Annotated in this window: 19 protein-coding genes; 13 read left to right on the forward strand and 6 right to left on the reverse strand. The window is 60.5% G+C overall.

From position 1 onward, the window contains the following. Nucleotides 1–15: 15 nt before the first annotated feature. Both prpB and HYE77_RS04970 read right to left on the reverse strand, forming a co-directional pair. A complete protein-coding gene (gene prpB, locus HYE77_RS04965; RefSeq protein WP_003214976.1) occupies nucleotides 16–909 on the reverse strand; it encodes a methylisocitrate lyase in 894 nt (297 codons plus the stop codon). Further along, the gene (locus HYE77_RS04970) at nucleotides 906–1,619 is read right to left on the reverse strand and encodes a GntR family transcriptional regulator (RefSeq protein WP_008432676.1); all 714 of its coding nucleotides are present in this window, start codon (nucleotides 1,617–1,619) and stop codon (nucleotides 906–908) included. The genes prpB and HYE77_RS04970 overlap by 4 nt, the downstream gene beginning before the upstream one ends. A gap of 272 nt (nucleotides 1,620–1,891) precedes the next feature. Here HYE77_RS04970 and HYE77_RS04975 point away from each other — a divergent pair, with 272 nt between their 5' ends. From HYE77_RS04975 to HYE77_RS05000, 6 genes are all read left to right on the forward strand, one after another. Beyond that, a complete protein-coding gene (locus tag HYE77_RS04975; RefSeq protein ID WP_023659091.1) occupies nucleotides 1,892–2,425 on the forward strand; it encodes an ATP-dependent zinc protease in 534 nt (177 codons plus the stop codon). Between the two features lie 5 nt (nucleotides 2,426–2,430). Continuing rightward, nucleotides 2,431–3,963: an inactive transglutaminase family protein gene (locus tag HYE77_RS04980; protein ID WP_003214971.1), complete on the forward strand. Its 1,533-nt coding sequence runs from the start codon at nucleotides 2,431–2,433 to the stop codon at nucleotides 3,961–3,963. Continuing rightward, nucleotides 3,963–4,949 (forward strand): alpha-L-glutamate ligase-like protein, encoded by a 987-nt coding sequence (locus HYE77_RS04985; protein ID WP_003214969.1) that lies wholly within the window; start codon nucleotides 3,963–3,965, stop codon nucleotides 4,947–4,949. The genes HYE77_RS04980 and HYE77_RS04985 overlap by 1 nt, the downstream gene beginning before the upstream one ends. Before the next feature lie 5 nt (nucleotides 4,950–4,954). After that, on the forward strand, nucleotides 4,955–6,295 hold the full coding sequence (gene pabB, locus HYE77_RS04990) for an aminodeoxychorismate synthase component I (protein WP_177068498.1): 1,341 nt from the start codon (nucleotides 4,955–4,957) through the stop codon (nucleotides 6,293–6,295). Between the two features lie 227 nt (nucleotides 6,296–6,522). Continuing rightward, nucleotides 6,523–6,825 carry a type II toxin-antitoxin system HigB family toxin gene (locus tag HYE77_RS04995; protein WP_177067726.1) on the forward strand — a complete coding sequence of 101 codons (303 nt, stop codon included), beginning with the start codon at nucleotides 6,523–6,525 and terminating at the stop codon, nucleotides 6,823–6,825. Then, nucleotides 6,825–7,181 carry a type II toxin-antitoxin system HigA family antitoxin gene (locus HYE77_RS05000; RefSeq protein WP_087695204.1) on the forward strand — a complete coding sequence of 119 codons (357 nt, stop codon included), beginning with the start codon at nucleotides 6,825–6,827 and terminating at the stop codon, nucleotides 7,179–7,181. Before HYE77_RS04995 ends, HYE77_RS05000 begins: the two co-directional genes overlap by 1 nt. A 115-nt stretch (nucleotides 7,182–7,296) precedes the next feature. Here the strand turns inward: HYE77_RS05000 and thrH are convergent, their stop codons facing one another. Beyond that, on the reverse strand, nucleotides 7,297–7,914 hold the full coding sequence (gene thrH, locus HYE77_RS05005) for a bifunctional phosphoserine phosphatase/homoserine phosphotransferase ThrH (protein ID WP_177068499.1): 618 nt from the start codon (nucleotides 7,912–7,914) through the stop codon (nucleotides 7,297–7,299). 152 nt (nucleotides 7,915–8,066) lie between these two features. Here thrH and HYE77_RS05010 point away from each other — a divergent pair, with 152 nt between their 5' ends. The 3 genes from HYE77_RS05010 (at nucleotide 8,067) to HYE77_RS05020 (ending at nucleotide 11,425) form a co-directional block, all read left to right on the forward strand. After that, nucleotides 8,067–8,801: a phosphoadenylyl-sulfate reductase gene (locus tag HYE77_RS05010; protein WP_003214958.1), complete on the forward strand. Its 735-nt coding sequence runs from the start codon at nucleotides 8,067–8,069 to the stop codon at nucleotides 8,799–8,801. 352 nt (nucleotides 8,802–9,153) lie between these two features. Then, nucleotides 9,154–10,683 (forward strand): NCS1 family nucleobase:cation symporter-1, encoded by a 1,530-nt coding sequence (locus HYE77_RS05015; RefSeq protein ID WP_177027957.1) that lies wholly within the window; start codon nucleotides 9,154–9,156, stop codon nucleotides 10,681–10,683. Between the two features lie 13 nt (nucleotides 10,684–10,696). Then, on the forward strand, nucleotides 10,697–11,425 hold the full coding sequence (locus HYE77_RS05020; RefSeq protein WP_003214954.1) for an aspartate/glutamate racemase family protein: 729 nt from the start codon (nucleotides 10,697–10,699) through the stop codon (nucleotides 11,423–11,425). A 118-nt stretch (nucleotides 11,426–11,543) separates the two neighbouring features. Here HYE77_RS05020 and HYE77_RS05025 read toward each other — a convergent pair whose 3' ends face one another. Further along, nucleotides 11,544–12,467 (reverse strand): LysR family transcriptional regulator, encoded by a 924-nt coding sequence (locus HYE77_RS05025; RefSeq protein WP_102605104.1) that lies wholly within the window; start codon nucleotides 12,465–12,467, stop codon nucleotides 11,544–11,546. A 114-nt stretch (nucleotides 12,468–12,581) separates the two neighbouring features. On the opposite strand from HYE77_RS05025, the gene HYE77_RS05030 reads away from it, so the two are divergent. Then, complete coding sequence (locus HYE77_RS05030; RefSeq protein ID WP_177019643.1) at nucleotides 12,582–13,328, forward strand: 3-oxoacyl-ACP reductase family protein; 747 nt, start codon at nucleotides 12,582–12,584, stop codon at nucleotides 13,326–13,328. Nucleotides 13,329–13,448: 120 nt separating this feature from the next. Beyond that, nucleotides 13,449–16,919, forward strand: a complete 3,471-nt coding sequence (locus HYE77_RS05035) for a PAS domain-containing hybrid sensor histidine kinase/response regulator (protein WP_003214948.1) — start codon at nucleotides 13,449–13,451, stop codon at nucleotides 16,917–16,919. Nucleotides 16,920–17,021: 102 nt separating this feature from the next. Here HYE77_RS05035 and rmuC read toward each other — a convergent pair whose 3' ends face one another. Then, on the reverse strand, nucleotides 17,022–18,386 hold the full coding sequence (gene rmuC, locus HYE77_RS05040; protein WP_173406092.1) for a DNA recombination protein RmuC: 1,365 nt from the start codon (nucleotides 18,384–18,386) through the stop codon (nucleotides 17,022–17,024). A 175-nt stretch (nucleotides 18,387–18,561) separates the two neighbouring features. After that, a complete protein-coding gene (locus HYE77_RS05045) occupies nucleotides 18,562–18,885 on the reverse strand; it encodes a sel1 repeat family protein (RefSeq protein WP_023659092.1) in 324 nt (107 codons plus the stop codon). 846 nt (nucleotides 18,886–19,731) lie between these two features. Between HYE77_RS05045 and HYE77_RS05050 the strand changes: the two genes are divergently transcribed. Together HYE77_RS05050 and HYE77_RS05055 are read left to right on the forward strand one after the other, a co-directional pair. Then, on the forward strand, nucleotides 19,732–19,956 hold the full coding sequence (locus HYE77_RS05050; RefSeq protein ID WP_003214941.1) for a hypothetical protein: 225 nt from the start codon (nucleotides 19,732–19,734) through the stop codon (nucleotides 19,954–19,956). 265 nt (nucleotides 19,957–20,221) lie between these two features. Further along, nucleotides 20,222–20,704: a hypothetical protein gene (locus HYE77_RS05055; protein WP_177036358.1), complete on the forward strand. Its 483-nt coding sequence runs from the start codon at nucleotides 20,222–20,224 to the stop codon at nucleotides 20,702–20,704. The last annotated feature ends 86 nt before the right edge of the window (nucleotides 20,705–20,790 follow it).

The following is a 20,790-nucleotide window of genomic DNA, read 5'->3' on the forward strand; positions in this document are numbered from 1 at the left end:
AGTGAGGCGCTCGCGTTACTTCTTGGCGGCGAACAGCGCGTCGAGCTTCTGCTCGAAGGTGTGGTAGTCGATGCGATCATAAAGCTCCATGCGGGTTTGCATGGTGTCGATCACGTTCTGCTGGGTGCCGTCGCGACGGATCGCGGTGTAGACGTTCTCGGCCGCCTTGTTCATGGCGCGGAAGGCCGAGAGCGGGTACAGGACGATGGAAACATCCGCAGATTTCAGTTGATCGACGGTATAGAGAGGTGTCGCACCGAATTCGGTGATGTTGGCCAGGATCGGCGCTTTCACGCGAGAGGCGAACAGCTTGTACATCTCAAGCTCAGTGATGGCTTCCGGGAACACCATGTCGGCACCGGCCTCGATGCAGGCGGCCGCACGTTCCAGGGCGGATTCCAAACCTTCCACGGCCAGTGCATCGGTGCGGGCCATGATCACGAAGCTGTCATCGGTACGCGCATCCACCGCAGCCTTGATGCGGTCGACCATTTCCTGCTGGGACACGATTTCTTTGTTCGGGCGATGGCCGCAACGCTTGGCGCCCACCTGATCTTCGATATGGATCGCCGCCGCGCCGAACTTGATCATCGACTTGACGGTGCGCGCCACGTTGAACGCGGAGGAGCCGAAACCGGTGTCCACGTCCACCAGCAGCGGCAGGTCGCACACGTCGGTGATGCGGCGCACGTCCGTCAGCACGTCATCCAGGCCGGTGATGCCCAGGTCCGGCACACCGAGGGAGCCGGCAGCCACCCCGCCACCCGACAGGTAGATCGCCTTGAAGCCGGCGCGCTTGGCCAGCAGCGCATGGTTGGCGTTGATCGCGCCGACTACCTGCAACGGGTGCTCGCTGGCAACCGCGTCACGGAAACGCTGGCCTGGAGTGGTGTTGTTATTGGAACTCATGACTCACCTCGTGATTGGGGAGCGCCGTCCGGGAAGTGACGGGCAATGTTGCGTTTGGAGGCACCGATATGCCGGCGCATCAACAACTCGGCCAGTTCACCGTCGCGATCGGCAATCGCGTCAAGAATGCGGTGATGCTCGGCAAAGGCCTGGCGTGGACGATTGGGGGTGGCGGAGAACTGGATGCGGTACATGCGCACCAACTGATACAGCTCGCCGCACAACATTTGGGTCAGGGTGCGGTTACCGGCGCCTTGAATTATCCGGTAATGAAAATCGAAGTCGCCTTCCTGCTGGTAGTAGCCGACACCGGCCTGGAAGGCCGCATCGCGCTCGTGGGTGTGCAACACCTGGCGCAGCTCTTCGATCTCGGCGTCGGTCATGCGCTCGGCGGCCAGGCGGCAGGCCATGCCTTCCAGGGATTCGCGGATTTCGTAGAGTTCGATCAGTTCTTCATGGCTCAACGAGACCACTCGCGCGCCCACATGGGGGATGCGCACCAGCAGGCGCTGGCCTTCCAGGCGATGAATCGCCTCGCGCAGCGGGCCACGGCTGATGCCATAGGTGCGCGCCAGTTCCGGCTCGGAGATCTTGCTGCCGGGGGCGATTTCGCCCTTGACGATGGCGGCCTGGATACGCCGGAAGACGTTCTCGGACATGGTCTGGGAATCGTCTTGGGCCATCACTGGGGTTTCCAGTTGATCCAGCATATTGTCGACACCTTTAAAAGCAATGCCGCAAAAACTAGCCAATCAGCCCCGGATAGTCAAAGAATAAATACACATTGTCGACAATCGTCTAATAACCCGCCTTGCACTCTATCGGGGCATGGCCGGCTGCCAGCGCTGGCGCCAGAAAACCTTCATGTTAGAATGCCGGCCACTTTTGCCTCACATCCCTGGATGAAAAGGCGCACGAGGGAGCTTGCGCAGCAATGCCAGTCGCCTTGAATTGAACATCGCACTGCACCGCGTCAGGATTTATGAGACTCAAGCCCTTCCCCCTTTTGCTTCTACTGTTTATCCCGGGCCTTGGCGTTGCTGCCGAGAAGACCGTTTATGGACTCAATGAATACGCCAAGTTGGCCGGCATTGACCTGGAAGTGGCCGCCAAGCTCGACACCGGGGCCAAGACCGCGTCCTTGAGCGCCCGCGACATCAAGCGCTTCAAGCGCAACGGCGAGTCCTGGGTGCGCTTCTACCTGGCCATCGACACCGCACACTCCCACCCCATCGAGCGTCCCCTGGCCCGCGTGAGCAAGATCAAGCGCCGCGCCGGTGACTACGACCCCGATGAAGACAAGAACTACACCGCCCGTCCAGTCATCGCCCTGGACATCTGCATGGGCACCGCTTTACGCAGTATCGAAGTGAACTTGACTGACCGCAGCGCCTTCCAATACCCGCTGCTGATCGGCTCCGAAGCGCTGAAACGCTTTGATGCGCTGGTCGACCCCAGTCTTAAATACGCGGCGGGCAAACCTGCCTGCGCCTCCGACGCTCATACCGCTGAGTAATTTGAATGCGCTCTCTTAATCTGCACCTGAAAATCCTGATCGCCGTTTTGGTGGTCTTGGGCATTTCGGTCACCGCCTATCAGATTTTCGTGCTGGGGATTCCCGTCACCGAGGACGCCACCGACGACCTGTGGAACATCGACGCCAAGGTCGAGTTCGTCGCCAGCGCCAAGGACCCGGTGAAAATCCAGATGTTCGTGCCGCCCCTGAGCCGCGACTTCGTCAGCCTGAATGAAAGCTTTATCTCGAATAACTACGGCGTCAGCGTCAATCGCCTCGACGGCAACCGCAAGGTCACCTGGTCGGCACGCCGGGCCAAGGGCAACCAGACCCTCTACTACCGCCTGGTGCTGACCAAGCGTTACAGCGGTGAAAAGGTCAAGGTCAAGGGCCCGACCTTCCGCGACAGCATCGCCGTCGAAGGCCCGGAAAAAATCGCCGCCGAAGCCCTGCTGGCGCCGATCCGCCAGCACTCGGCCGACGTCGAGACCTTTATCAGCGAAGCCATCAAGCGCACCAACAACCTCAACGACGACAACGTGAAGCTGCTGCTGGCGGGCGACCCGTCGACGCCGCACAAGGCCAAGATCGTCGAGTTGCTGCTGTCCATCGCCCATGTGCCGGTGGAAAAGGTCCACACCATCCGCCTGGTGGCCGACCAGCCGCAAACCCCGGAACTCTGGCTGCGCAGCTTCAACGGTAATGACTGGCTGTACTTCAACCCCGACACCGGCGAGCAAGGCCTGCCGGCCGACCGCCTGCTGTGGTGGACCGGCGATGAAAACCTGATCACCGTCGACGGCGGCAAGAAGGCCATGGTGACCTTCAGCCTCAACAACAGCGAAATGAACGCGATTCGCCTGGCCAAGCTGACGGACGAAAACACCGACGCCAACTTCCTCGAATACTCGCTGTACGGCCTGCCGCTGCAAACCCAGCAGACCTTCATGATCATGGTGATGATCCCGATTGGCGTGCTGGTGATCCTGATCCTGCGCAACCTGATCGGCCTGCAGACCCTTGGCACGTTTACCCCGGTGCTGATTGCCCTGGCGTTCCGCGAGACACAGCTGGGCTTCGGGATTGTGCTGTTCACCATTATTACGGCGCTGGGGCTGTCGCTTCGGTCTTACCTGGAACACTTGAAGCTGCAGATGCTGCCGAGGCTCTCGGTGGTGCTGACCTTCGTGGTGGTGCTGATCGCCGCCATCAGTCTGTTCAGCCACAAGCTCGGCCTGGAGCGCGGGTTGTCGGTGGCACTGTTCCCGATGGTGATCCTGACCATGACCATCGAACGCCTGTCGATTACCTGGGAAGAACGCGGTGGCGGCCATGCGATGAAAGTCGCGATCGGCACGCTGTTCGCCGCTTCCCTGGCGCACATCATCATGAGCGTGCCGGAGCTGATCTACTTCGTGTTCACCTTCCCGGCGATCCTGTTGATCCTGGTGGGCTTCATGCTGGCCATGGGTCGTTATCGCGGCTACCGCCTGACCGAACTGGTGCGTTTCAAGGCCTTCCTCAAGGCTGACTCGTAATGTTCGGCTTCTGGAAGACCTGGAAGGCCCTGGAAGCGCGGGGGATCATGGGCATCAACCGGCGAAATGCCGACTACGTGCTCAAGTACAACAAGCGCAGCCTGTATCCGATCGTCGATGACAAGATCATCACCAAGGAACGGGCCATGGCCGCCGGCATCCACGTGCCGGAAATGTACGGGGTCATTTCCACCGAGAAGGAAATCGACAAGCTCGACGAGATCATCGGCGGGCGCAGCGACTTCGTGATCAAGCCGGCCCAGGGCGCCGGTGGTGACGGTATCCTGGTGATCGCCGACCGTTTTGAAGGGCGCTATCGAACGGTCTCCGGCAAGATCATCAGCCATGAAGAAATCGAGCATCAGATTTCCAGCATCCTCACCGGCCTGTATTCCCTCGGCGGCCACCGTGACCGCGCGCTGATCGAATACCGGGTGGTGCCCGACCAGATCTTCAAAAGCATCAGCTACGAAGGCGTACCGGACATCCGCATCATCGTGCTGATGGGCTACCCGGTGATGGCCATGCTGCGCTTGCCCACCCGCCAGTCCGGCGGCAAGGCCAACCTGCACCAGGGCGCGATTGGCGTGGGTGTCGATCTCGCCACCGGCCTGACCCTGCGCGGCACCTGGCTGAACAACATCATCACCAAGCACCCCGACACCACCAATGCGGTGGACGGCGTGCAACTGCCCAACTGGGACGGTTTCATGAAGCTCGCCGCCGGCTGCTACGAGCTGTGCGGCCTGGGCTATATCGGCGTGGACATGGTGCTGGACCAGGAAAAGGGTCCGTTGATCCTGGAACTTAACGCTCGCCCGGGGCTGAACATCCAGATTGCCAACGACTGCGGCCTGACCTTGCGCACCCATGCCGTGGAGGCTCGACTGGAAGAGCTGAAGGCGGCGGGCGTAACGGAAACACCGGAGGAACGGGTTAAGTTTGTGCAGGAAATGTTTGGGCATATTCCGGCGGTCGAGGGATAAACCCAGTGACCTGCTCCGTACACCCGCTGCCCTACCGGGCCAACCCTGCCGAATACTTTGCAGCAATCCGCCATGCGCCCGGCGCGGTGCTGCTGGACAGTGGCCGACCGGCGGCCGAGCGCGGCCGTTATGACCTGCTGAGCGCCTGGCCCGAGACGACCCTGGCGGTACTGCCCGACGAAAGCGGCAGTGATTTCCTGCAGCGCCTGCGGGAAAACCTGACGTTGCTGGGTGAAGCCACGATCCCCGCGCCCTACGAACTGCCGTTTGCCGGCGGCCTCATCGGCTACCTGAGCTACGACTTCGGTCGTCATCTTGAGCACCTGCCGCACCTGGCGGTGGACGACCTGCACCTGCCGGATGCACGCTTTGGCCTGTACGCCTGGGCCTTGATCAGCGATCACCAGGCGCAGACCAGCCAACTGGTGTTCCACCCCAAACTGGCGGAAAGCGAACGGCAACGCCTGATTACCTTGTTCGGTCAGCCGACCATCAGCGCATCGGCCACCTTCAAGCTGCAAGGCCCAATGGCCCCGGACGTGACAGCCGACACCTACCAGCACGCCCTCGCCCGTATCCAGGACTACATCCAGGCCGGTGACTGCTACCAGGTCAACTTTGCCCAACGTTTCCGTGCCCCGTGCAGTGGCGATCCGTGGGTGGCCTACTGCGCCTTGCGCGAAGCCTGCCCGACGCCGTTTTCCGGGTTCCAAAGCTTGCCGGATGATGGCGCGGTATTGAGTTTATCGCCGGAGCGCTTCGTCAAAATCAGCCAGCGCCGGGTGGAAACCCGCCCGATCAAGGGCACCCGGCCAAGGGGGGCGACGCCCGAGGAAGATGCAGCCAACGCCGCTGAATTGCTGGCCAGCCCCAAGGATCGTGCCGAAAACCTGATGATCGTCGACCTGCTGCGCAACGACCTGGGCCGCACCTGCCGCACCGGCTCGGTGAGGGTCCCGGAGTTGTTCAGCCTGGAAAGCTATCCAAATGTGCATCATCTGGTGAGCAGCGTGACCGGCGAATTGGCCGACGATAAAGACGCCCTCGACCTGATCGCCGGCAGCTTCCCCGGCGGCTCCATCACCGGCGCACCGAAGATTCGCGCGATGCAGATCATCGACGAGCTGGAGCCGACCCGGCGCGGGTTGTATTGCGGTTCGCTGGTGTATCTGGACGTGCGCGGCGAGATGGACAGCTCCATCGCCATTCGCAGCCTGTTGGTCAAGGATGGTCAGGTGTGCTGCTGGGGCGGCGGCGGGATTGTCGCGGACTCGGAGTGGCAGGCGGAGTATCAGGAGTCGATGACCAAGGTGCGGGTGTTGTTACAAACCTTGGAAAGCCTGTAGCACGCAGCCCTCCCTGGCTCTGCGACGCGGAGCCAGGCAGCAGAAAAGACCTGAATCAGTACCGAAGTAGACGGGGTCGAAGCCGGAGGATAGCGTCCGGTTTCAACCGTCCACCAGCCGTCTGTGAAGGATCACATGAAACGACTGCCTACTTGTCAGGAAAGATTTCCGAGATTGCATCTGCCCTCAACCGCACCTATTATCTCCCAAATTGGGAGGTCGCAGCGATGCGGATAATCGCTCTGTCTGGCCTACGAATATTCTGGGAAAACCACCCTGGTTGCATGGATGCCAAAACGCCGCTGGTCGAGCTGTATCGCCATATGGAAAAAGCTGTTTACCCAACCCCTCAGGCCCTCAAGGCAGAGCTAAGGACAGCGAGCATTCTCAAAGGGGGCCGGGTTGTGTTCAACATAGGCGGCAACAAGTATCGAGTGATCATGGCGATCAATTATCAGCGACAGCTTGCGTTCATACGCTTCGTGGGGACCCACGCGCAGTACGATCAGATCAATGCGGAGACCGTGTGATGAACATCAAACCCATTCATTCCCAGGAAGACCTGACCGCTGCGCTCGCGCGCGTCGAACAGCTATGGGAAGCGGAAATCGGCTCGCCCGAGGGTGACGAGCTGGAAATTCTCGCGATACTTATCGAAAAGTACGAAGCGGAGCATTTCCCAATGCCGCCTTCGGATCCCGTCGAAGCGATTAAATTTCGAATGGAGCAACTAGGCCTGACCGCCCGTGACCTGGAGCCTTTCATAGGTCCGAGCGGGCGGGTTTCCGAAGTGTTGAATCATAAGCGCAAGCTGAGCTTGTCGATGATCAAACGCCTGCATGAAGGCTTGCGCATTCCTTATGAGAGTTTGCTGGCAGGGGTCTAGGCTGTGCAGTGGCCATACCGGCCCCATCGCGGGCAAGCCCGGCTCCCACATGGGAGCGCGGTCAACATGTGGGAGCTGGCTTGCCTGCGATGAGGCGTCAGCCACGCCAAATAACTTACAGGCTCAACTGCCGATTCGACGCCTTGATGAACTCTTTCTTCAAATCCTCAAACGTATGCACCGCCGGGAACTGCGGGAACTCGCGAATCACGTTCTCCGGCGCGTGGAACAGGATCCCACGGTCGGCCTCACCCAGCATGGTGGTGTCGTTGTAGGAATCACCAGCGGCAATCACGCGGTAGTACATGGTCTTGAAGGCCAGCACCGACTGACGCTTGGGATCTTTCTGACGCAGCTGGTAGCTCACCACCCGGTCATTTTCGTCGGTGATCAACCGGTGGCACAGCAAGGTCGGGAAACCCAGTTGGCGCATCAGCGGCTGGGAGAACTCATAGAAGGTGTCAGACAGGATCACCACCTGGAAGCGCTCGCGCAGCCAATTGACGAACTCGATGGCGCCGTCCAGCGGCTTGAGGGTGGCGATCACTTCCTGGATGTCCGAGAGCTTCAGCCCATGCTCATCAAGAATGCGCAGGCGCTGTTTCATCAGCACGTCGTAGTCGGGGATGTCCCGGGTGGTGGCCCGCAAGGATTCAATACCGGTTTTTTCGGCGAAGGCGATCCAGATTTCCGGAACCAGCACCCCTTCCAGGTCGAGACAGGCAATTTCCACAAGACACTCCCATTTAAAGTTATTGAGTTGAGCGAGCAAAAGGACTGCCGAACTCTAGCGATTCACGCTGGCCGCCGCAACGCAGGCGGGATTTTGTTACCATCGCCCCCCTATAGAGCGCTCAGCGCCACTGACCTGTAGGAACCGTCCTGATGAACCAAGCCTTCGACGTCGCTGAACTCGCCGCGACTTACGCCAACAAATCCGCTCAGGACATTCTCAAGCTGGCCTTCAGCCAGTTTGGCGACGACCTGTGGATCTCTTTCAGCGGTGCCGAGGACGTGGTGCTGGTAGACATGGCCTGGAAGCTGAACAAGAACGTCAAGGTGTTCAGCCTCGACACCGGTCGCCTGCACCCGGAGACCTACCGGTTTATCGAGCAGGTGCGTGAGTTCTACAAGATCGACATCGAACTGATCTCGCCGGACCAGAGCAAGCTGGAACCCTTCGTCAAGGAAAAGGGCCTGTTCAGTTTCTACAAGGACGGCCATGGCGAGTGCTGTGGCGTGCGCAAGATCGAACCGCTGCGCCGCAAGCTGTCCGGTGTAAGCGCTTGGGCCACCGGCCAGCGCCGCGACCAGAGCCCCGGCACCCGCAGCCAGGTGGCCGCGCTGGAAATCGATACGGCTTTTTCCACCCCGGAACGCACCCTGTACAAGTTCAACCCGCTGGCGCAGATGACCAGTGAGGAAGTATGGGGTTACATCCGCATGCTGGAGTTGCCGTACAACAGCCTGCACGAGCGCGGTTTTATCAGCATCGGCTGTGAGCCGTGCACCCGTCCGGTACTGCCGAACCAGCACGAACGCGAAGGCCGTTGGTGGTGGGAAGAAGCAACCCAAAAAGAATGCGGGTTGCACGCCGGGAACATCATCAGCAAGGCATAACGCCTGAGCCAGAATCCTGTACACAGAAATGTCACCATCGGTGCCATTTTTGTGTGCACTTATAAAATCCTGCACCGAAAAGTTACATCCTCCCTCGTCACACCTCTTCTAAAATCCCCGCCCCTCTCTGCACCACAAAATAAATAGCTGTTCAAACGGTCAATTTATATCGCTTTAAATTCAGCCGGTTATTTCCAATCACGCTAAAAACCAAATCGCCGTGTATTTCACCCGGCGAAAATCTGGCACGCATGTGGCTTAAGGCAAAACACACTTTGTATACAATTAATAAAAAAGATACATACACTTTGACATCAGCCGCTCTCCTGCTGATGTCCAGGAGCCTGCCGGAATGCGTACAAGTCTCTCCAATAACATCGCACTGGATCTGCCCTCCTCCACCCTGAACCCCGAGGCCACGAGCCCCGGCCCGTTGGTCCTCAGCCCGCGCCTGCACAACAAGGACCTGGCGCCTACCAAGGCCGAAGGCCGGCGCTGGGGCCGCTACAGCATCTTTGCCTTGTGGACCAACGATGTGCACAACATCGCCAACTACTCCTTCGCCATCGGCCTGTATGCGCTGGGCCTGGGTGGCTGGCAGATTCTGCTGTCCCTGGGGATCGGCGCGGCGCTGGTGTACTTCTTCATGAACCTGTCGGGCTATATGGGGCAGAAGACCGGCGTACCGTTTCCAGTGATCAGCCGCATCAGTTTTGGCATCCATGGTGCGCAGATTCCTGCACTGATTCGTGCGGTGATCGCGATTGCCTGGTTCGGGATACAGACCTACCTGGCCTCGGTGGTTTTCCGCGTGCTATTGACAGCGGTTCATCCAGGTTTTGCCGACTACGACCACAACTCAATCCTCGGCCTGTCCACCCTGGGCTGGGCGTGTTTTGTGGCGATCTGGTTTGTGCAGCTCGCCATCCTCGCCTATGGGATGGAGATGGTGCGCCGCTATGAAGCCTTCGCCGGGCCGGTGATTCTGCTGACAGTAGCGTCCCTGGCCGGCTGGATGTATTTCCAGGCCGGCGGCCAGATCGCCTGGTCGATCCGCGAGCCGCTGACCGGTGGTGAGATGTGGCGCAATATCTTTGCCGGCGGCGCGCTGTGGCTGGCGATCTACGGCACGCTGATCCTGAATTTCTGCGACTTCGCCCGCTCCTCGCCGTGCCGCAAGACCATCAAGGTCGGTAATTTCTGGGGCCTGCCGGTGAATATCCTGGTGTTCGCGGCCATCACCGTGCTGCTGTGCGGCGGGCAGTTCCACCTCAATGGCCGGGTGATCGAGAGCCCTACGGAAATCATTGCGGCGATACCCAACACATTCTTCCTGGTGCTGGGCTGCCTAGCGTTCCTGATTGTGACCGTGGCGGTGAACATCATGGCCAACTTCGTCGCACCCGCCTTTGTGCTGAGCAACCTGGCGCCCAAGTACCTGAACTTCCGCCGCGCCGGGCTGATCAGCGCCACCGTGGCGGTGTTGATCCTGCCGTGGAACCTCTACAACAGCCCGCTGGTGATCGTGTATTTCCTCTCAGGGCTGGGCGCACTGCTGGGGCCGTTGTACGGCGTGATCATGGTCGACTACTGGTTGATCCGTAAAAGCCAGGTGGACGTGCCGCAGTTGTATAGCGAAGACCCGAATGGCGCTTATTACTACAGCTGCGGGATCAATTTGCGGGCGGTGGCGGCGTTTATTCCTGCGGCGGTGATCGCCATTCTCCTGGCCCTGCTGCCCGGGTTCGCCCTCGTCTCGCCCTTCTCCTGGCTGATTGGCGCCGGTATTGCAGGGCTGCTGTACCTGCTGTTCGCCAAGCGCCAGCCGTACTACGCCGATGTGAGCGGCGAAAGCATTGCAGTCGATAACATCAGTCATTAAGTAAGGACATTCCATGCGCATCCTTGTGGTCAACGTCAACACCACCGAGTCCATCACCGAGGCCATCGCCAAACAGGCACGGGCGGTGGCGTCCCCCGGCACCGAGATCGTCGGCCTGACTCCGTTTTTCGGTGCCGAATCGGTGGAAGGCAATTTCGAAAGCTACCTGGCGGCCATCGCGGTGATGGACCGGGTGATGGCTTACGACCAGCCGTTCGATGCGGTAATCCAGGCCGGCTACGGCGAACATGGCCGCGAAGGCTTACAGGAGTTGCTCAACGTGCCGGTGGTGGACATCACCGAAGCGGCCGCCAGCACCGCGATGTTCCTCGGACATGCCTACTCCGTGGTGACCACCCTGGACCGCACCGTGCCGCTGATCGAGGACCGACTGAAACTGGCGGGTTTGTATCAGCGCTGCGCGTCGGTACGGGCCAGCGGCATGGCGGTACTGGAGCTGGAAGAAGACCCGCTGCGGGCCATGGAGGCCATCGTACGCCAGGCCGAATTGGCGATCAGCGAAGACAAGGCCGAAGTGATCTGCCTGGGCTGCGGCGGCATGGCCGGGCTGGATGAGCAGATTCGCTACCGCACGGGTGTGCCGGTGGTGGACGGTGTGACCTCGGCTGTCACCATTGCCGAAGGCCTGGTGCGGTTGGGACTGTCGACCTCGAAGATCCGCACGTATGCGACGCCGAGGCCGAAGAAAGTGATCGGCTGGCCCGGAAAGTTCGGACATTGAAGATCCAAAATGTGGGAGCGGGCTTGCTCGCGAAAGCGGTGGATCAGTCGATGCATGTGGTGACTGTCACACCGCCTTCGCGAGCAAGCCCGCTCCCACACTTTGATTCCCACAAGGATCAAATGGCGCTGAACCGCCGCCCCAACTCGCGTTCGACAAACTGCTCCAGGATGAAATCCACAAACGCCCGGGTCTTGCCGGGCAGCAGCTTGTGTTCGGCGTAGTACAGCGAGATGTTGCCGTCGTCGACGTACCAGTCGGGCAGCACTCGCACCAGTTGGCCGCTGTCCAGATACGGCACCGCCATCGGCATGCTGACCAGCGCAATCCCCAGGCCCTGGGCGCTGGCGCAGCAGGCAGCGCCCGAGTCGCTCATGGTCATGCGCGGCTTGAGCACCAGCGGGCGTTGTTCGCGGGTGCGGTGGGTGAGTTGCCACGAACGCACGCGCCCGGTTTGCGGTGAGCGGATCAGGATGCCGTTGCACACAGACAAGTCCTCGGGCGCGACCACCGGCTTGCGTTTGGCGAGGTATTCCGGTGAGGCCAGCAGGATCCGGTGAGCCGGCGCCAGCTTGCGCGCGACCACGCCCTGGGGCAGCTCAAAACCACCGCCGATCGCGGCATCGAAACCCTGGCCGATCAGGTCCACCTGGCGGTTATCGAAATGCCAGTCGGGGTTGATATCAGGAAAGCGCTTTAGAAACTCCCCCAGCAACGGCACCACATAACGGTTGCCGAACACCGTGCCCATGCTCACTTTCAGCGTGCCCACTGGCCGCCCTTCGGCACTGGCCAGGTTAGCCACGGCGTTTTGAATGGTGGTGAGGCTGCCGCTGACTTCTTCGAGGAAGAGCTTGCCGGCCTCAGTCAGCGTCAGGCGCCGGGTACTGCGCTGGAACAGCCTTACACCCAGGCGCGCCTCCAGCTTGGCCACACTTTTGCCCACGGCCGCCGGGGTCAGGCTCAGGTGCCGGGCAGCCTCGGCAAAACTGCCGCCTTCGGCGCTGCGCACGAAGCATTCGATACTGCCAAAGCTTTCCATATCGCCCCACTCTAAACTTTTGGTTTACACAGACTATAGCAATCACGGTCTACCGGGCGCGCCGGGTGAGGTCGATACTCGACTCCAACCTAAACACACCTTTTGGAGAACGACATGACCACACAAAACCTCAGCGGCAAAGTCGCCTTGATCCAGGGCGGTTCCCGCGGTATCGGCGCCGCCATCGTCAAGCGCCTGGCCGCACAGGGCGCTGCCGTCGCCTTTACCTACGTCAGTTCGGCTGCCAAGGCTGAAGCGTTGCAGAACAGCGTGATCAGCCAAGGCGGCAAAGCCCTGGCGATTCATGCCGACAGCGCCGACGCAGACGCCATCCGCAGCGCCGTCAACGCCACCGTCGAAGCGTTCGGGCGCCTGGATATTCTGGTCAACAACGCAGGCGTGCTGGCCGTCGGCCCGCTGGAAGATTTCAAGCTGGAAGACTTCGACCGCACCCTCGCCATCAACGTACGCAGCGTATTTGTCGCCACCCAGGAAGCCGCGCGGCACATGGGCGAAGGTGGCCGCATCATCAACATCGGCAGCACCAATGCCGATCGCATGCCGTTTGCCGGTGGCGGCCCGTACGCCATGAGCAAATCGGCGCTGGTCGGCCTGACCAAAGGCCTGGCCCGCGACCTGGGCCCACGGGGCATCACCATCAATAACGTGCAGCCAGGCCCGGTGGACACCGACATGAACCCGGCAAGCGGTGATTTCGCCGAAAGCCTGATCGGCTTCATGGCCGTGGGCCGTTATGGCCATGTAGAAGAGATCGCCAGTTTCGTTGCCTATCTGGCAGGCCCTGAGGCCGGCTACATCACCGGCGCCAGCCTGACCATCGACGGTGGTTTCGGCGCCTGAACCAACGCTGCGACATCACACCACGCTCCGACCTTGGTCGACACTGACTAACGCCAAGCATCATGCGAGACTGTTCGCCCGGGCCGGGAATGCCCGGGCGTTCTTATGTCTGGAGTTCTCATGACGCTGTCCAGCGGGCTGATCGCCGCCGTTGCCCTGGCCTATATGGCCATTATGTTTGCCATCGCCTTTTACGGTGACCGTCGCCATGCGCCGCTGCCGCCGCGGATGCGTGCCTGGGTGTATAGCCTGTCGCTGGCGGTGTATTGCACCAGCTGGACATTCTTTGGTGCCGTAGGCCAGGCGGCCGAACAGTTGTGGGCGTTTTTACCGATCTACCTGGGACCGGTGCTGCTGTTGGTGCTCGCGCCGTGGGTCCTGCAGAAGATGGTGCTGATCAGCAAGCAGGAAAACATCACCTCCATCGCCGACTTTATCGCCGCCCGTTACGGCAAATCCCAATCCCTGGCGGTGGTGGTGGCGCTGATCTGCCTGGTGGGCGTCCTGCCTTATATAGCCTTGCAACTCAAAGGCATCGTGCTGGGGGTGAACCTGCTGATCGGCGCCAGCGCCGACACTACCGGCACCCGCTCCCAGGACACGGCGCTGATCGTGTCGCTGGTATTGGCGTTGTTCACCATTGTGTTCGGTACCCGCAACCTGGACGCCACGGAACACCACCGCGGCATGGTGCTGGCGATTGCCTTTGAATCGTTGGTCAAGCTGTTCGCGTTTCTCGCCGTCGGTGCGTTTGTGACCTACGGCCTGTACGACGGTTTCGACGATTTGTTCAGCCAGGCGATGCTCGCGCCACGGCTGGAGGAATACTGGAAAGAGACCGTCAACTGGCCCTCGATGGTGGTGCAGACCGGTGTCGCGATGATGGCGATCATCTGCCTGCCCCGGCAGTTCCATGTCACCGTGGTGGAAAATATCGACCCCCAGGACCTGCGGCTGGCCAAGTGGGTGTTCCCGGCCTACCTGATCCTGGCCGCCCTGTTTGTCATCCCGATTGCCCTCGGCGGGAAGATGCTGCTGCCGGGCTCGGTATTGCCGGATTCCTACGTGATCAGCCTGCCGTTGGCCGAAGCCCATCCGGCGCTCGCCGTGCTGGCGTTTATCGGCGGCGCCTCGGCGGCTACGGGCATGGTGATCGTCGCGAGCATCGCCCTGTCGACCATGGTCTCCAACGACATGCTGCTGCCCTGGCTGCTGCGCCGTTCCAGTGCCGAGCGGCCGTTCGAAGTGTTCCGTCACTGGATGCTGTCGGTACGCCGGGTGAGCATTGTCATCATCCTGCTGCTGGCTTACGTCAGTTACCGGCTGCTGGGGTCCTCCGCCAGCCTTGCAACCATTGGCCAGATTGCGTTCGCCGCCGTGACCCAGCTGGCACCGGCGATGCTGGGTGCGCTGTACTGGAAACAGGCCAACCGGCGCGGCGTGTTTGCCGGATTGGCGGCGGGTACGTTCCTGTGGTTCTACACCTTGGTCCTGCCGGTCACCGCGAAAAGTCTGGGCTGGTCGTTCAGCCTTTTCCCGGGCATGACGTGGCTGCATTCGCATCCGCTGGGCTTGTCTGTAACTTCTCTGACGCTGGGCACCGTATTTTCCCTGGCGGGTAACTTCACACTGTTTGTGTGGGTCTCAATGCTGTCGCGTACGCGGGTGTCGGAGCATTGGCAGGCCGGGCGTTTTATTGGCCAGGAAATCAGCCAGCGAGCCAGCGCCCGCTCAATGCTTTCGGTGCAGATCAATGATTTGCTCAGCCTCGCAGCGCGGTTTGTCGGTGAAGAACGGGCTCACCAGAGTTTTGTGCGCTTCGCCTATCGCCAAGGCAAAGGGTTTAACCCCAACCAGAACGCTGACAATGACTGGATTGCCCACACCGAACGCCTGTTGGCCGGTGTGCTCGGGGCTTCATCGACCCGCGCAGTGGTGAAAGCCGCCATTGAAGGCAGGGAAATGCAGTTGGAGGACGTAGTACGCATCGCCGACGAGGCGTCGGAAGTGCTGCAGTTCAACCGGGCATTGCTGCAAGGCGCCATCGAAAACATCACCCAGGGCATCAGCGTGGTCGACCAGTCCCTGCGGCTGGTGGCGTGGAACCGGCGGTACCTGGAGCTGTTCAATTACCCCGAGGGCCTGATCAGCGTGGGCCGGCCGATTGCCGACATCATTCGCTACAACGCCGAGCGCGGGCTGTGCGGCCCGGGCGAGGCGGAAGTACACGTGGCGCGCCGCCTGCACTGGATGCGCCAGGGCCGTGCGCATACCTCCGAGCGGCTGTTTCCCAATGGCCGGGTGATCGAGCTGATCGGCAACCCGATGCCGGGTGGCGGGTTTGTGATGAGCTTCACCGACATCACCGCGTTCCGCGAAGCCGAGCAGGCGTTGACCGAGGCCAATGAAGGCCTGGAACAGCGGGTGACCGAGCGAACCCACGAACTGTCGCAACTCAACGTCGCGCTGACCGATGCCAAGGGCGTGGCCGAGACCGCCAGCCAGTCGAAAACCCGGTTCCTCGCAGCGGTCAGTCACGACTTGATGCAACCGTTGAACGCCGCAAGGCTGTTCTCTGCCGCCCTCTCCCACCAGAACGACGGCATGTCGCCGGATGCCCGGCAGTTGGTGCAGCATCTGGACAGCTCGTTGCGTTCGGCGGAAGACCTGATCAGCGACCTGCTGGATATTTCGCGCCTGGAAAACGGCAAGATCAATCCGCAGCGCCAGCCCTTCGTGCTCAATGAACTGTTCGATACGCTGGGCGCCGAGTTCAAGGCGCTGGCTCAGGAGCAGGGTTTGCGTTTCCGTCTGCGGGGCAGTCGTTTGCGGGTGGACAGTGACATCAAGTTGCTGCGGCGGGTGTTGCAGAATTTCCTCACCAACGCATTCCGGTACGCCGACGGGCCGGTGCTATTGGGTGTGCGGCGCCGTCGCGGCGAGTTGTGCCTGGAAGTGTGGGACCGCGGTCCCGGGATTCCCCAGGACAAGCAAAAAGTCATCTTCGAGGAATTCAAACGCCTGGACAGTCACCAGACCCGTGCCGAGAAAGGCCTGGGACTGGGCCTGGCGATTGCCGATGGCCTGTGCCGCGTGCTCGGGCACCGCCTGAGCGTGCGTTCATGGCCGGGCAAAGGCAGCGTGTTCAGCGTGCGTGTGCCGTTGGCGCGCACTCAGGTCAGCGCGCCTGCCAAGCCGGCGCAGGAAAGCGGCCAGCCGTTGAGCGGTGCACAGGTGCTGTGTGTGGATAACGAAGAAAGCATCCTGATCGGCATGCGCAGTTTGCTCACGCGCTGGGGCTGTGAAGTCTGGACCGCCCGCGACCAGGCGCAATGTGCCGCGTTGCTGGCCGAGGGTGTGCGGCCGCAACTGGCCCTGGTGGATTACCACCTCGACCACGGCGAGACCGGCACCGAGTTGATGGGCTGGCTGCGGGCACAACTGGCAGAGCCGATTCCGGGTGTGGTGATCAGTGCCGACGGGCGGCCGGAGATGGTGGCCCAGGTGCATGCGGCAGGGTTGGATTACCTGGCCAAGCCGGTGAAGCCGGCGGCGTTGCGGGCATTGTTGAGCCGGCACCTGCCGCTTTAGCCCATGTGGGAGCTGGCTTGCCTGCGATGGCATCGCCTCGGTGTATCTGGAGGAACGAGGTGTCTGCATCGCAGGCAAGCCAGCTCCCACAGAGACCGGTGACTATTCTGGCAACTGCGCCACGCCGTCTTCATCGGTCATCGCCCGTTCCAGCAAGTCGGCCGGCAGGCTTTTGCTGGCGCGGGCGCCGAGCAGCTTCAGTTGCTCGGTACGGCTCACCAGGTTTCCGCGTCCGTCGGTCAGCTTGTTGCGCGCTGCACTGTAGGCTTTATCCAGCTGCTGCAGGCGGTTGCCTACCTCGTCCAGGTCCTGGATAAACAGCACGAACTTGTCGTACAGCCAACCGGCGCGCTCGGCAATTTCCCGGGCGTTCTGGCTTTGCCGTTCCTGTTTCCACAGGCTGTCGATCACCCGCAAGGTGGCCAACAACGTGGTCGGGCTGACAATCACGATGTTGCGGTCGAAGGCTTCCTGGAACAGGTTCGGCTCGGCTTGAAGCGCCGCCGAAAATGCGGCTTCAATGGGCACGAACAGCAGCACGAAATCCAGGCTGTGCAGGCCTTCCAGACGTTTGTAGTCCTTGCCGGCCAAGCCTTTGACGTGGTTGCGCAAGGACAGTACGTGCTGCTTGAGGGCTGCCTGGCCGATCGCCTGGTCGTCCTCGGCGACGTACTGTTGATAGGCGGTCAGGCTGACCTTGGAGTCCACCACTACCTGCTTGTCCCCCGGCAGCATGATCAACACGTCGGGCTGGAAGCGTTCGCCGTCCGGGCCCTTGAGGTTGACCTGGGTCTGGTACTCGCGGCCCTTTTCCAGACCGGCATGTTCCAGCACCCGCTCCAGGATCAACTCGCCCCAGTTGCCCTGGGTTTTCTGGCCCTTGAGGGCGCGGGTCAGGTTGGTGGCTTCATCGGACAGGCGCAGGTTCAGCTGTTGCAGGCGCTCCAGCTCCTTGGCCAGGGAAAACCGCTCGCGGGCTTCGCTCTGGTAGCTTTCTTCGACGCGCTTTTCGAACGACTGGATGCGCTCCTTGAGCGGGTCGAGCAATTGGCCGAGGCGCTGCTGGCTGGTTTCGGCGAAGCGTTGCTCGCGCTCGTCGAAGATCTTCCCGGCGAGTTCAGCGAACTGCGCCCGCAGCTCATCACGGGAACCTTGCAGGTCACTGAGGCGTTGCTGATGGCTTTCCTGTTGCTCGCGCAATTCGGCGCGCAGGGACGCGGACAAGGCATCCAGGCGGCGTAGTTCGGTTTCCTTGGCGGAACGGTCGAGGTTCCAGGCGTGGGCGGCGTCGCGGGCGTTGTCACGGTCGATCTGCAGCAGTTCGACTTCCCGGCGCACGGCGGCCAAATCAGCCTGTTTGGCAGCGTTGGCCTGGCTCAGGTCGCTGATTTCGTCACGGCTGGCGTCCAACTGCGCGGCGAGCCCTTCCTGGGCCAGTTGTGCGGTGGCCAGGCGCTCTTCGAGCAATTCCCAGCCGGCGATTCGCGCGCTCAGTCGGCGCTGAATTTGCCAGCACAGGCCCAACAGCGGCAATCCAGCAGCGGCGAGACCCAGCACAACACTGGTCCAGTCAAAAGCCATAGCGATTCCTGCCGTCACCCGAAAAGAAGAAGGTTAACCAAGCCAGCGCATTGAGGACAGCTCAGTCTTCGATCTGGCCCAGTTCACGCTGGGCGATGCGGTCACCGGCGCGGGCGGCCTGGCGCAGCAGTTCGTGGCCGATACGGCGGTCGCGGGCATTGCCGCACTCGCGGCACATCAACTGGCCCAGACGGCTTTGCGCCACCACCACGCCAGCACGAGCCGGTTGCTTGAGCAAATGCCCTGCAAAATGTTTGACGTTGGGGCTGTGGCCCAGGCGCGGGCTGTCGAGCAACCACAAGGCAACTTTCAGGGAAAAACGCTTGGGTGCGGTAACAACCTGAGGGCTGTCGGTAACAGAAGGTGATACTGAGCGAAACTTCATAAAGCACTGTGGGACAGAACGGAAGGCGCGCCACTCTACTCTTTTTTTCGTACAGGTAAAGCTGAAAAAAGCCTGCACGCCCGTTCTAGAGCAAGCGCTTGGGACAATCCACAGAAGCTGTGGATAACTCAGTGGACAACCGTTCTGTAAGTCCCGCAAAGGCCCATGGAACGGGGGCCGCAGTCAAACTGACGATTTTTTCACCAATAAAAAAAAGCTCGATTTTTCATTGACTTAAATTTTAGTTGCAGGCACCCGGGCGCTTTGCGGGGCGTATGTCAGTTCAGTTACACAGGGCGCCACCAATGTGCACAACTACCCACTCGCCGGTTATATCAACCGCGTTTTTTGCTCAGGCAGCGGCTAAGGAATGTTACCGCAGGCCCAGGACCCGAAAAGTTTTTTGCCTATCACACTTCCTTTCATCGTTTCAATCCGTTACTATCCGCGGCGTTAGTACCAAGCTGAAAGTCAATTCTGGTCGAACAACTCCCTCACGGCACCGCCGACAAAAAGGGATCGACCACCTCGATGGTTTCCAGGTATCACTTGCGACGACACGGCCTTTGAACAATGCAAAGGGTGTCGCGAAGTTTCCATACTCTGAAAGAACCAACCTGCAAATTGATCAGGATCTTCACCCCGGGCCCAGAACCTTTGCCCCTGTTGTGTTGCCTGCCCTCCTAAGTACCTACCTGCCAGCCCAAGCGCGCCAACTTAATAGCGCTTCAAACTGGCTGCTTTGTTCCAGTCGGGTTCTTCGTTCGATCAATGGTGATCAACGTCACTGGAACGTTTTAACGTTGCACGGTTCTTAACCGTGTCATTTGTAGGAACACCAATAATATGTCCACTCAAATCCACACTCAGGATGCCATTCGCACCCTCACCAACGCTTTTGCACCAATGAACTGCCTGATCATGGCCGCTCGCAAAGGCTGCTTCAGCTTTACCCTGGTCAACGAACACGGCATCGCTCGTCACAGCGAACGCCTGTACCCCGATCAATACTCCAGCGCAGAACCGCTGCAGGCCGTGATCGATCGTACTCGCCAGGCACTGGTTGCCTGATCGACCCGAATCGCTGAAACACAAAAACCCCGGTTAAAACCCGGGGTTTTTTATTGCCTGAAATTCAGGCGCGCTAAGTTTAAATTGATATAAACGATATAACTAAATGATGAAAATATTTTAAAAACAGTCCTTTACATCGTAAATATGACACTACACTTCAACTCAAGCGGCATGATCCGCTTCCGGCGGACCTGAGATCCGATTCACCGCTGCCAAGCCCTCGCTCAGGTATCGCCGATTAATTTCATGGATTGAGGCATTTATGGGCATCGCCGCCAGCGAATTGTGTCGTTATGTGATCCGGCCCACCCTGCTTTACCTGGGTCGCCATAACCAGACGGCTGAATCCCTGCTGCTGGGCATCGCCGCCAGCCAGTCGGCACTCGGTTCAGCCCTGCACGACCGCCGCGGCCACGGCCTCTACAGCATCACCGAGCCGCGTCATCGCGCGCTGTGGGATAACTACCTGGCGCTGGACCCCGAGCGCGCCAGCCTGGTACGCGGACTCGCCAGCCAGCATGCTTTCCTCAGCGGGCCGCAGCTTGAGCTGACGGTCAACCTGCGTTACGCCACCGCCATCGCCTGGCTGCTGGTGGAACAACACCGCCCACACCTGCCACCGGCCGACGACGTATTGGCGATGGCGCGTATCTGGAAAGAAATATTTCACCCTCAAGGCCGGCTCCGGGATTTCACCCAGGCCTGGCAAACCTGTGTTTCACCCATGAATCACGTCGCCTGTTGACCGGGCGATTTGCAAGATTCGGCTAAAAACGTTGATTTTGGTCGGATTGTCCTACAAAACCGCTCTATCTCCTGTGTTTGAGCCTA

The sequence above is a fragment of the Pseudomonas sp. IPO3774 genome (assembly GCF_013386835.1).
Classification (GTDB): domain Bacteria; phylum Pseudomonadota; class Gammaproteobacteria; order Pseudomonadales; family Pseudomonadaceae; genus Aquipseudomonas.

Bases quoted from the DNA above. Each gene is read 5' to 3' on its own strand.
- HYE77_RS04975 (WP_023659091.1), top strand. From the start codon at position 1,892: ATGAGACTCAAGCCCTTCCCCCTTTTGCTTCTACTGTTTATCCCGGGC.
- HYE77_RS05010 (WP_003214958.1), top strand. From the start codon at position 8,067: ATGAACCAAGCCTTCGACGTCGCTGAACTCGCCGCGACTTACGCCAAC.
- HYE77_RS05035 (WP_003214948.1), top strand. From the start codon at position 13,449: ATGACGCTGTCCAGCGGGCTGATCGCCGCCGTTGCCCTGGCCTATATG.
- HYE77_RS05030 (WP_177019643.1), top strand. From the start codon at position 12,582: ATGACCACACAAAACCTCAGCGGCAAAGTCGCCTTGATCCAGGGCGGT.
- HYE77_RS04980 (WP_003214971.1), top strand. From the start codon at position 2,431: ATGCGCTCTCTTAATCTGCACCTGAAAATCCTGATCGCCGTTTTGGTG.
- HYE77_RS05045 (WP_023659092.1), bottom strand. From the start codon at position 18,885: ATGAAGTTTCGCTCAGTATCACCTTCTGTTACCGACAGCCCTCAGGTT.
- HYE77_RS05015 (WP_177027957.1), top strand. From the start codon at position 9,154: ATGCGTACAAGTCTCTCCAATAACATCGCACTGGATCTGCCCTCCTCC.
- HYE77_RS05020 (WP_003214954.1), top strand. From the start codon at position 10,697: ATGCGCATCCTTGTGGTCAACGTCAACACCACCGAGTCCATCACCGAG.
- HYE77_RS04970 (WP_008432676.1), bottom strand. From the start codon at position 1,619: ATGCTGGATCAACTGGAAACCCCAGTGATGGCCCAAGACGATTCCCAG.
- prpB (WP_003214976.1), bottom strand. From the start codon at position 909: ATGAGTTCCAATAACAACACCACTCCAGGCCAGCGTTTCCGTGACGCG.
- HYE77_RS05055 (WP_177036358.1), top strand. From the start codon at position 20,222: ATGGGCATCGCCGCCAGCGAATTGTGTCGTTATGTGATCCGGCCCACC.
- HYE77_RS05025 (WP_102605104.1), bottom strand. From the start codon at position 12,467: ATGGAAAGCTTTGGCAGTATCGAATGCTTCGTGCGCAGCGCCGAAGGC.
- HYE77_RS05050 (WP_003214941.1), top strand. From the start codon at position 19,732: ATGTCCACTCAAATCCACACTCAGGATGCCATTCGCACCCTCACCAAC.
- HYE77_RS04995 (WP_177067726.1), top strand. From the start codon at position 6,523: ATGCGGATAATCGCTCTGTCTGGCCTACGAATATTCTGGGAAAACCAC.
- HYE77_RS04985 (WP_003214969.1), top strand. From the start codon at position 3,963: ATGTTCGGCTTCTGGAAGACCTGGAAGGCCCTGGAAGCGCGGGGGATC.
- HYE77_RS05000 (WP_087695204.1), top strand. From the start codon at position 6,825: ATGAACATCAAACCCATTCATTCCCAGGAAGACCTGACCGCTGCGCTC.